Raw genomic sequence first — 10,079 nt, 5'->3', positions numbered from 1 at the left:
TTGGCTAGGGGACTTTACAAATTACAATCTGCGGCAATCATGTGGAAGTTACTTACTTATGGGTAACGGGATGAACTCCACCCGCCACCCAATGAGTTCCAACTAACACACCACATCCTATTTGTAAAGCGAACGTAGCGTTTCTGCAAATTTTATTCCAATAAGTTCGCCTTTTTGACTTCTGTTCACTTTGCGGGCATTGTGTTTTCCTATAAGAAAATTCTAATAGTCTCAGGAAAGAACCCGCGGATTAGGCCTTTCCGCCTTAAAAAAACGATTCGTTTTTTAAGATCCGTCTGCCGATTCTATAAGAAAAGAGATTTCGGAAAGCCATGCAAAATATAGATTACTCACGTAGGCTCAGGTCCCCTGGTACCTCTTATTCCCAGGAATCGCCGCAAGGTTATTCCTCCCCTGTACATTCTCACTCGTATTCATCCTTTCCTTCTTCCGAATCCAATAAATCCAAATCCGCATTTGTACTTTTGATCGGAGCCATTTTGCTTTTCACATCCGGAATGGTAGTGGGAATCCAATTGAATCAAAAGGAAAAGGGATTTCAGGCAAGTCAGGAGAAAAGTTTTTCCAATGTAGGCAAATCCGAAAGGACGGAGAAAAACGATAGAAAGGCGTTTGAACCCAAAGAATCGGATACGGCCGCGTCCAGTGAAGAATCTACCGGTTCCAAAGAATCTTCTCCTTTTCCATCCAGCTTGAAGTTTCCACCCAAGAACGACCAAATCAACTATATGGTGCAAATCGGAAACTTTTCTCCCGAAGAGGCTGTGCAAGTGGGAAAACATCTCATGACTTCGGAGCCAAGTCTCCAAGGTAGAATCTTCAGAACTTCCACAGGCAAACTTTATGCCGGTTATTTCTACAGAATGGAAGATGCAAAAGAGGCTTTGGAGAAAATCACTACACGTATTCCTAGTGCACAGACGGAAGCTTTGGTAAAAACAATCCGTTTCTGAACTATTTTTATTAGTTCCCTTGACATCGCCCTTTTTCCGGGTTATACTAAGGACAAGAGTATTTACGGAAGTTATTATACTTACTTGGCAACAAAAAAATTAACTGAAAAAGTAAAAGAGCCTAAATTCAAGGTGGGAGACTATGTAGTATATCCCATCCACGGGGTAGGTGAAGTCACCGAGGTCGCTAAAAAAGTGATTCTAGGGAAGAAAAAAGACTGTTATATCATGGAGATTCAAGGCTCCAAGATGAAGGTCTCTATCCCTGTGGAACGTGCGATCGATGTAGGTATCCGTTCGATCATTGATAAAAAAGAGATCAAAAAAGTTCTCACTCTCCTGAAAAAGGATGAAATCGATACGGAAGAAGACTGGAAGGTTCGCTACCAAAACAATATGAACAAGATTAAGTCTGGTTCTATATTTGAAGTAGCAGATGTATGCCGCAATCTTTACAAACGCGCTTATGGCAAAGAGCTCTCCATTATGGAGAGAAAGTTATATGAGAGCGCATATAATTTAGTAAAGATGGAAATTGCACTTAGTAAAGGTGTTCCCCAGGAAGAAGCAGGAAATATTGTTTCTGATGTTCTGGCCGCCTCCGTGCAAGGTTTGGCACCACCACCTCCCCCGAAAGAAATTGATGATCTAGATTTAGAATAGACTTCCGTATATGCTCAAATTTTGGCTAAAAAGGTTTGAGTCATGAAACACCTCCTTGCAGCCATCGGCTCGATTGCAGTCGGTTTGGCGTCATTTTTCTTTCTCTACACAGAATCACAGAATCTCATTCTATCTGGTTCTCTGTCGGGTTTGGTACTTCTCTATGGAATCTTTCTTTCGTTTGGTGAGAAAAAACTCTACCCTGAAATCAAGGCAGACATTCTTATCTGTGGTTCCTTAGGTTCCCTTTTGGGAGTTGCGATTGCAGCTTATCCCGCAAGTTTACTTTCCGAATACGGACATAAATCCCACGGCATTGCCTTGGTATTTTTGTTTTTCCTTACAGGAGTAAAAGCGGGTGTTGCGTTCGCAAAAAAACCAGGTCTTGCCATTTTTGGTGGCGGTTCCGGAGGGAGCTTTTCTCTTCCAGGACTCGAAGAATCCGGTCATTCCAATATCCGAGAAAAAATTCTAGACACTTCTGTAGTCATCGATGGTCGAATTTTGGATATCGCGGATACGCATTTCTTAGATGGTCCTCTGATCCTTCCCAACTTCGTGTTACGCGAAATCCAACTCATCTCCGATTCTTCCGATCCGATCAAAAGAGCTCGGGGACGTCGTGGTTTGGAGATGTTGAACAAATTGCAGCGCAAAGGTTCCATCGAAGTAAAGATCACTTATACCGATTATTCCGACACACGCGAAGTGGATGCGAAGCTGATTAAATTGGCTCGTGACACAGGTGGTGCGGTAGTTACTAACGACTTTAACTTGAATAAGGTGGCGGAGTTACAAGGTGTTCGGGTATTGAACTTGAATAGCCTTGCCAATGCTCTGAAACCGGTTGTTCTTCCCGGTGAAGAATTTCCGATTTCCGTCATCAAAGAAGGTAAAGACGAAAATCAAGGAATTGGTTATCTGGAAGACGGAACTATGGTTGTCATCGAAAACGGCGGGCATTTGGTAGGAAAAGAAGTACGAGTTGTCGTAACTTCCATCATCCAAACAGCCGCAGGTAAGATGATTTTCACAAAAGTTCAAAACGGTAATAATAACTACAACAAATCGTAATCATTTGTTGTCAGAGTATTGTATATGAAGTCTTTCTTTCGTTACTTCTCTACCCGTGAGGGTTTCATTGCAATACTCTGTTATGTGGTAACCGCAGGGTTTTCCACATTTGCTTTCGCTCCTTTTTCCCAATCTTATCTGGTTTGGATCGCTCCCCTCGGCCTTTTTTATATCGAAAAAAAATACCGTGGGGAATGGAAAAAACTCATCTGGCACGGATTCGGGTTTGCTCTTGTATTTTACAGTTTTTCCTTTCATTGGATCTACCATATGGTCACCGTATTCGGTGGGTTTCCCTGGTTTTTGGCAGGTCCCATCTTTCTTATATCAGCCATCATTTTAAATTTCAAGTTTCCGGTTTTTCTCGTTAGCTTTTCCTTTCTTGTAAAAAAGGTAGGAAAATTTTTTCCCTGGCTTGCAGGAGCCGCCGTTTTATTCTCCGAATTTTTTACACCCCAGGTATTTCCCTGGTATTGGGGAAATGTAGTAGGGGAAAATCATATCCTATCGCAAAACGCAGAGTATGTGAGTGCCTACGGACTGAGTGTTCTGTTATTTCTATTTTCCTATTTTTTATTCCAATCTTTGAAACCCAAACGTTGGAAAAAAGTTTGGAACTATCTTTTTACAACCGGAAAGGACAAAACGAGAAAGAGAAAGATCGTCTTCGGTCTCGGTTCGGTCTTTCTTGTTTTTTTCGGATTTTGGACGAGCGGCGCCTATTTATTTTATAAATGGGAGAATGTAAAACCGCTCGGCACAAAAGAAGTTTTGATCATTCAGCCGAATGCTCCTTTGGAGTTTCGGGACGGTAGAAGCGTTGCGGAAGAAATCAACTTACTCATGGAACGGATTGACAATCTTGCCATACAGGGCGCCGGCAAAGACAAAATCGATTTGATCGTATTACCTGAGTCAGGTGTTCCCTTCTTTTCCACTCATGAAACGGAAGAAACCAAAGCGACCAGACTCTATTGGGATCGTTTCGAATCCATGATGAACATACTTGCGCTTCGTCACAAAGCGAATGTATTTTATAATGAATTGGATGTGGATTTTAAAGACGGTATTCGCACCCGAGACAATCTGAGAAGTTATAATTCCTCGGCACTTATCGGACCGAATGCGGACCGCAAAGGAAGTTATCAGAAAGTTTATCTTCTGATCTTCGGAGAATACATGCCTTTCGAGTGGATGTATTCTCTTTCAGGGCAAACCGGAAGATTCGAATCGGGCAAGTCACTCTCTCTCATTCCTTATATGGAAACGGCCATGTCTTCTGCGACTCCTCTTTCTCCGCTTCATTGGTTTGATACTGCCAATTTTAGCCCCAAGGCGGTGAAAGATTATTACGGTAAGGAAGCGATTTCGGAAAAACAAGCAGGTAGTTTTTTGCCATTGATCTGTTACGAAGTGATCATCCCTGAGTTCGTCCGTACATTTCAGGGAGATCCGGATTTTATTGTCAATGTAACAAACGATAAATGGTATGGAAACTCGGTTGAAACTTACCAACATCATACCTTGGGAAGAATGCGCGCCATTGAGTTTAGAAAATGGATCGTTCGCTCCACAAACTCAGGCACATCCGTTTTTACCGACCATTTGGGTAGAAATATAAAAGACGAATTTACACCTCTCGACTCTTCCGCTTTTTTACGCGGAACTGTTTCCGTGATCCCGGGTTATGAAACATTCTATAGAAGATACGGAAATCTTCTACTTTGGTTATTTTTGACAGTCTCCGGATCCTTTTTTGTGTTCTATGTTTGGAAATTTCGTTAAATTCTTCTACGCAAACAGATTGTTTTTTGCGGCCTATCTTTCCGTTTCGATTCATATAACTATTGCTATATGGTCGTACAACGAATCGCAGTCTCCTTACGGACTCACAATTTGCGGACCTAGTTGGATTTATGATACGGAAGAAACAAAGGAAACGGAGCTCGTTTTCGAAATGGGAAACCAGCTGGAAGGTGACAAAAAAAGAGACCAAGACGGAGAAAGTGACGAGGGAGAAGAGGAAGGCGAAGGAGAAAAGGGTAAAAACGAAGGATTTGCAAAAGGCAAATACGAGGGAGGACAATGGGATAAGCTTGTCAAAGATCTCGAATCCACCTCCGATCTTCGCAAAAACTTCAAAAATGATTTGGATTCGATCGTTCCTTCTTCGGGAATTTCCGACTCCTATATCAAACGGGAAAGAGACTACGAAGATATCATCGTAAAGGAAGTTTTTCCCACCTTACACAGTATACGCGAACCTTTTAAAGTGGACATTGAAGAAGCCGAAGACAGTTTGGCGGTTCATAAGGAAAGAAACAGAATCATAGAAGAATTCAGAAAAGGGGAAGAAGAATCTCCTCCCATTACAATGCGTTTGTCTTTGGAAGGTGAAAAACCTCCACGATCTCCTTTGCAAATGCCAAAGGAAGAACGTTCCAGATACCTGGATCAGAGCCTGAAACAATCGAAGGAAAAACAACTAAACGAATTTATCTCCCGTTTTCTAGGGTATGATGTGAACAAAGGAGATCTTTCCACATTTGTGAGAGATCTCTATTATGAAAATTTGCAAAGACTGGCTTATACATTCAGCAATGATCCCACTTACTTTGCAGTCGATTATTTCCAAGAGAACCTGAACAAAGAAGATTTTCTCAAACAGATGATGGCGCTTTTGTCCGAACATTTGGGAACAAAGACCGGAACCGAAATCCTTTTCACGATAGAAAATATTTACGAGATCCAAGGCAGAGCCTTGAATGTTTATTTTCAAAACGAATCACTTTATCAAACTTATTCCGAAGAAAGAAAAAAAGAACTGAGAGTGGAAACCATTCGCAGGGTTGTTGAAAAATACAAACCGATCTTACGTGAAAAAAAGATCAGATCTTTTTCCGATGCGGAAGCGGCTTATACAAACAAGCGATTGCAAATCATCGACAGTTTGATCCAAAATACTCCGAATGGTTATCGTCTTCAGGATGCTCTCTTTGAAAAAGGCAGGATCCTTTGGGAATCAGGGATTCTTAAAGGAGATGACAAGTTATTGTATCAGGCCATTGATGAATGGAAAAAAATCTCCAAAAAAGGGGATGGGGATTTTCTAGCGGAGAAGACTGTGGAAAATATTATTCTGACTTTACAACAGGAAGAGATCCGTGATGCCTTCGGGAAATTTCCTTCCCATACGAGAGAAAGAATTGATATGGCCATCCGCTATCGTCTAGCAGATGTTTTAGAAAAGAAAAAATTGAGAGAAGAAAAGATCCTCTGGCCAAAAACCAAAAAACAAGTCCAAAACTAAAAGGATTTACGTTTTGAGACTTTCAATTCCGTTTTCGTGAAATTCATTCGCCCATTTGTCATGAAAAGGAGTTTCCTTTTCGATTCTTTCTTCGATCGCCATCTCTGAAATGGAAGACTCTCCGAAATGACGCAAAAAATCCCTATGGGCAAGGCGCTCAATGAGTGCCTGCCAGAAAACTTCGTCTTCATAATCTTCTAAAATATCGACTAGTCCGCTTTCTTCTTCGAATTCACGGGTGAGGTAGGGTTCTCCATTGTTCTGGTCAATCTGAACAATATTGCCAAGGCCGATGGATTCCGCCTGGTTGAAAACATGGCGTACAACTTCTGCGAAACGGGAATCATTATCCGAATCATCTTCCGCTCTTTCTTTGGCTTGCAAAGTAGAAATGACCCAATCCCCCATATATACTAATTTGAGGAGAGTCTCGTATTGCTCGAGGGAAAGTTCAAGATTCATCTAAAGATACGATTGTTCGCTTGTCTGGAAAGAAAAGAGTTTTTTTGGGCCAAGGTTCCCGGAAATCCGGCAAAATCCTCAGTCTTCCAGGAGAAGTTCTTTATTTCGTAAGGCCCTGTATTTGTCCCGCACAATGGCAGTTATATCGTCTATTGCGAGTAAAACCTCTTGGCTATTGGAATTGTTTTCATGGGGAAGGTAGAAAAAGCCAAGCATTCTGAGAGAACTGCCTTGTAAAAAAATCCGATCGTTTTGGTCGATATGGTTCGCAAAGGAAATGACACAATCTTTCCACCCTTTGTAATTTAAGGAGGTAATCGCGATTTGGCGGGTTTCAAAATCCTGATTTTCTATTATGAGTGTTAGGTTCCCGTTCGATTGGGAGGAATAAACCGGGATTCTGATCTCTTTTACAAAATCTTTCAGCAAAATGGGTTCCGGAAAATAGACGGAAAAAGGAAAATTGGAAAGTTTCGGAACCCGAAGCACCAATGCCTGCTTGGAACCGGGTATGGGAGCCGTGAAATTCTGGGAGAGAGAAATATCGGGAAGTGGAGTATCTTTTTCTAATTTTGTGCGAATATTAGATTTTGAGTAATTGTTGGATTCGAAATTTTCCAGAAGGATTTCCTTCCAGATCGTAACATCTGCATATAATATAGATAGAATCGATAGAAAAATGCTCAGGAAAGTAAATATTCTGAATGCAATCATGTTGACAATAATTCCTAAAGAAGAGGATATATATGTTTTATCGGTAAAAAAGGAGAAACTAAAGAATGCAGGCGCACAAGTTCTTATTGGCCATTACAACTATATTTTTAGCAGGCCAAATCTCAGCTCAGGTAGCTGATCCAAAAGCAAATACTTCCACAAAAAGCGAAGCGGTAGAAGCGGCGGAGTCGGAAGCTGACACTACTTCATCAACTGCTCAAAAAACGGCTACAGATGCGGTAATGGATGCTCTATCTAAAGAAACACTTTTCATTAATAGCAAAACTGCTTTTACTCTCGAAGCAAAAGATGATTCTTCAACAGTAGATTATATTGAATGGAAAACGAAAGCCGGGGATTACCGACGTTTCACAGCTCCTATTCGTCTTGCTGAAGAAGGTGTTACTGAAATCCAATACAGATCGGTAGACAAAGCCGGCAACGTAGAAGCTCCTAAAATTTTAAACGTAACAGTGGACAATACGGCTCCTAAAGTGACTCTTCAACCTGCGGAACCTTTTTTCGTATTGAATGGTGTACCTTTTGCTTCAAAAAACAATAGTTATACTGTTGTGGCGGAAGACAAAGTAGGTGTACAAACTGTACTATACGCAATCAATAACGAATCTGCAAAACCTTACTCCAGCCCACTCAAGTTAGAAACTGCAGGTGCCAACACAATCAAATACAGCGCAAGTGACAAAGCCGGAAATTCTTCTCCTGAAGCTTCCGTTGTAATTACTGTTGATGATGTGAAACCTACTGTGGAAATCGTTCCTTCTCTTCCTCTTGTTGACATCTCCGGCAAACCTTACGCTAAGCGCGGAAATGTTTTCCATGTGAACGCGGTAGATAAAGAATCCGGTTTGAAAAAGGTTCTAGTGAAATTGGATGCAGAGGCTGAATTTCGTCCTTATGTGGAAGGAATCGTTGTGGAAACACAAGGTGAACACAAAATTCAAGCGAAAGCGATCGATAACGTAGGAAATGAATCTGCAATTGTAGAAGTATCCTTCTTTGTTGACTTGACTCCTCCTTCTTCCGTGATCCAAAAAACGACTGCAACTGACGCTCCTGCAGCGACAACACCTGCGGCTACTACCCCGGAAAAATAAACTTTTCTAAAATATTCGGAACCAACCAGCTTGGTTCCGAACCTTGGTTTGAGGAGATATTATGTTTTCTCAAATCATTCGTTTTTTCTATTCTCATCCCTGTACTGCCTGCGGCAGATTGGATTCTTTTTCCAACCGAATCGGGATTTGCATTCATTGCGTTCGTTCCCGAAGGAAAGTCCAAAATTCTAAAATCTTAGAACATACTTGTTCTGTTTGTTCTTCTCCTTTGGAAGGAAATTGGGTTTGTGAGTATTGCAACTCTCGGTTTGTGTTTTTTTCTGCCATATATTCTTTGCGATCCAGGATGTCTTGGGAGAGACAGATCTTCCAAACTTGCAAATTTAAAAATGAAAAAATCTTACAGAATTACTTTGCCTTGGATTTTCGAAAGAGAAAGTTCATAAAAATCCAAGACAGACCGGATTGTATCGTATTTTTGCCGTCAATAGATAGGGAAAGAGGGCGTTTTTTCCATCCCGCCAGGCAATTGGGGAAGAGACTTTCCAAAAAGTGGAAGATTCCTATTTTGCCCGGAGTCAAAAAAGTCTCAAAAGACAAACAATCGGGAAAAATGTTCCAGGAAAGGTTTTTTCATGCAAAAAAGGCATTTGTTTTTTCAAAAAGTGATAGAATATGGAAAGGTTTTCATATCTTGATCATAGATGATATATTCACTACGGGTGCTTCTTTGAATGAAGTATCCAAAATGTATATAGCAGCCGGTGCAAGAAAAGTAACTTGTATGGTATTATTAAACAAAGAGGGTGATTGAATTCGATGGATATTCAAGTCAAGGATGACGTAAGAATCATCAAGTTTGCAGGTGCCATTCTAAAAGTGGATTCGGACGAAATTGAAAAAGAATTGTCCAAACTCACTCAGACCTCTGTGAAAAAGATTATTCTTGATCTAACAAAGGTTCATCATATCTGTTCTACGGCTCTCGGTATTTTTGTTGCTACAAAAAGAAAACTAAAGCCGATGAATGGTGACATCAAAGTCATCGTTGTAGATGAAGATCTCATTCAATTATTTGAAATCACTATGTTGGACAAGGTGTTCGAAATTTTCCCGGATTTATCTTCCGCATTGGAAGGTTTCCAATTAGACGCAGAAGACTAGTTTCTTCTTTTTCAAATGACAACCAAACAAATCGCCTTTGCTTCGGGCAGCACTCATAAAATCAAAGAGATGAGACTGCTTCTCGAACCTCTTGGCTTTCAAGTAGTAACCCCGAAAGATTTATCCATCCCTTTTGCTCCCGAAGAAACAGAATCCAGTTTTGTAGGAAATGCTTTTATCAAATCCAAAGAGCTATTCAAGTTGACCGGATTACCTGCGTTTGCCGATGATTCGGGAATTTGTGTGGATGCCCTCAACGGCAGACCGGGAGTTTTTTCAGCTCGTTACGGTGGGGATGGTTTGAATGATAAAGATAGGGCGATCCGATTGTTATCAGAACTCGGTGAAAACCAAAACAGAAAGGCAAATTATACTTGTGTGATTGCTTATTCATCCGAAAAGGAAGAAGTTTCATTCGAGGGACAAGTGTTTGGTGAAATCGCAAATGATTATGATTCGATAGGCAAATACGGATTCGGATACGATCCTGTTTTTTATTACCCCCCTTTTCTAAAACGATTTTCAGAAGTTCCCGAAGAAGAAAAAAACAAAGTTTCTCACAGGGCAGTCGCCATGGGGAAATTCTTAGATTGGCTTTCCGCTAAAGTCCCTTAAATACGAACCCGAGGGTAGTACGGTATT

Annotated in this window: 11 protein-coding genes; 9 read left to right on the top strand and 2 right to left on the bottom strand. The window is 40.9% G+C overall.

Annotated elements, in window-relative coordinates:
• The first annotated feature begins 332 nt into the window (after positions 1-332).
• The 5 genes from EHS11_RS09965 (at position 333) to EHS11_RS09945 (ending at position 6,021) form a co-directional block, all read left to right on the top strand.
• The gene (locus tag EHS11_RS09965) at positions 333-974 is read left to right on the top strand and encodes a hypothetical protein (RefSeq protein WP_135764246.1); all 642 of its coding nucleotides are present in this window, start codon (positions 333-335) and stop codon (positions 972-974) included.
• 84 nt (positions 975-1,058) lie between these two features.
• Positions 1,059-1,637 (top strand): CarD family transcriptional regulator, encoded by a 579-nt coding sequence (locus tag EHS11_RS09960; protein ID WP_109020792.1) that lies wholly within the window; start codon positions 1,059-1,061, stop codon positions 1,635-1,637.
• Between the two features lie 42 nt (positions 1,638-1,679).
• Positions 1,680-2,711: a PIN/TRAM domain-containing protein gene (locus EHS11_RS09955; RefSeq protein WP_135764245.1), complete on the top strand. Its 1,032-nt coding sequence runs from the start codon at positions 1,680-1,682 to the stop codon at positions 2,709-2,711.
• 24 nt (positions 2,712-2,735) lie between these two features.
• Positions 2,736-4,496, top strand: coding sequence for an apolipoprotein N-acyltransferase (locus tag EHS11_RS09950; RefSeq protein ID WP_135764244.1), 1,761 nt, complete (start codon positions 2,736-2,738; stop codon positions 4,494-4,496).
• Complete coding sequence (locus EHS11_RS09945) at positions 4,477-6,021, top strand: hypothetical protein (protein WP_135764243.1); 1,545 nt, start codon at positions 4,477-4,479, stop codon at positions 6,019-6,021. Before EHS11_RS09950 ends, EHS11_RS09945 begins: the two co-directional genes overlap by 20 nt.
• A gap of 6 nt (positions 6,022-6,027) precedes the next feature.
• On the opposite strand, the gene EHS11_RS09940 is transcribed toward EHS11_RS09945, so the two are convergent.
• Positions 6,028-6,483, bottom strand: a complete 456-nt coding sequence (locus tag EHS11_RS09940) for a hypothetical protein (protein ID WP_135764241.1) — start codon at positions 6,481-6,483, stop codon at positions 6,028-6,030.
• A gap of 78 nt (positions 6,484-6,561) precedes the next feature.
• On the bottom strand, positions 6,562-7,197 hold the full coding sequence (locus EHS11_RS09935; protein WP_135764239.1) for a flagellar assembly protein FlaA: 636 nt from the start codon (positions 7,195-7,197) through the stop codon (positions 6,562-6,564).
• Positions 7,198-7,262: 65 nt separating this feature from the next.
• On the opposite strand from EHS11_RS09935, the gene ompL47 reads away from it, so the two are divergent.
• The 4 genes from ompL47 (at position 7,263) to rdgB (ending at position 10,052) form a co-directional block, all read left to right on the top strand.
• A complete protein-coding gene (gene ompL47, locus EHS11_RS09930; RefSeq protein ID WP_135764238.1) occupies positions 7,263-8,312 on the top strand; it encodes a multi-beta-barrel domain surface protein OmpL47 in 1,050 nt (349 codons plus the stop codon).
• 61 nt (positions 8,313-8,373) lie between these two features.
• Positions 8,374-9,087 carry a ComF family protein gene (locus tag EHS11_RS09925; protein WP_135764236.1) on the top strand — a complete coding sequence of 238 codons (714 nt, stop codon included), beginning with the start codon at positions 8,374-8,376 and terminating at the stop codon, positions 9,085-9,087.
• Positions 9,088-9,092: 5 nt separating this feature from the next.
• On the top strand, positions 9,093-9,437 hold the full coding sequence (locus EHS11_RS09920; protein ID WP_135764235.1) for an STAS domain-containing protein: 345 nt from the start codon (positions 9,093-9,095) through the stop codon (positions 9,435-9,437).
• 15 nt (positions 9,438-9,452) lie between these two features.
• Positions 9,453-10,052, top strand: a complete 600-nt coding sequence (gene rdgB, locus EHS11_RS09915) for an RdgB/HAM1 family non-canonical purine NTP pyrophosphatase (protein ID WP_135764234.1) — start codon at positions 9,453-9,455, stop codon at positions 10,050-10,052.
• The last annotated feature ends 27 nt before the right edge of the window (positions 10,053-10,079 follow it).

The organism is Leptospira ilyithenensis (assembly GCF_004771005.1).
GTDB lineage: Bacteria > Spirochaetota > Leptospiria > Leptospirales > Leptospiraceae > Leptospira_A > Leptospira_A ilyithenensis.
Note: the sequence above shows the minus strand (reverse complement) of the source record. Positions and strands in the feature narration are given on the sequence as shown.

Coding starts and splice junctions, on each gene's coding strand:
- EHS11_RS09965 (WP_135764246.1), top strand. CDS start 333: ATGCAAAATATAGATTACTCACGTAGGCTCAGGTCCCCTGGTACCTCT.
- EHS11_RS09955 (WP_135764245.1), top strand. CDS start 1,680: ATGAAACACCTCCTTGCAGCCATCGGCTCGATTGCAGTCGGTTTGGCG.
- EHS11_RS09950 (WP_135764244.1), top strand. CDS start 2,736: ATGAAGTCTTTCTTTCGTTACTTCTCTACCCGTGAGGGTTTCATTGCA.
- EHS11_RS09945 (WP_135764243.1), top strand. CDS start 4,477: ATGTTTGGAAATTTCGTTAAATTCTTCTACGCAAACAGATTGTTTTTT.
- EHS11_RS09940 (WP_135764241.1), bottom strand. CDS start 6,483: ATGAATCTTGAACTTTCCCTCGAGCAATACGAGACTCTCCTCAAATTA.
- EHS11_RS09935 (WP_135764239.1), bottom strand. CDS start 7,197: ATGATTGCATTCAGAATATTTACTTTCCTGAGCATTTTTCTATCGATT.
- ompL47 (WP_135764238.1), top strand. CDS start 7,263: ATGCAGGCGCACAAGTTCTTATTGGCCATTACAACTATATTTTTAGCA.
- EHS11_RS09925 (WP_135764236.1), top strand. CDS start 8,374: ATGTTTTCTCAAATCATTCGTTTTTTCTATTCTCATCCCTGTACTGCC.
- EHS11_RS09920 (WP_135764235.1), top strand. CDS start 9,093: ATGGATATTCAAGTCAAGGATGACGTAAGAATCATCAAGTTTGCAGGT.
- rdgB (WP_135764234.1), top strand. CDS start 9,453: ATGACAACCAAACAAATCGCCTTTGCTTCGGGCAGCACTCATAAAATC.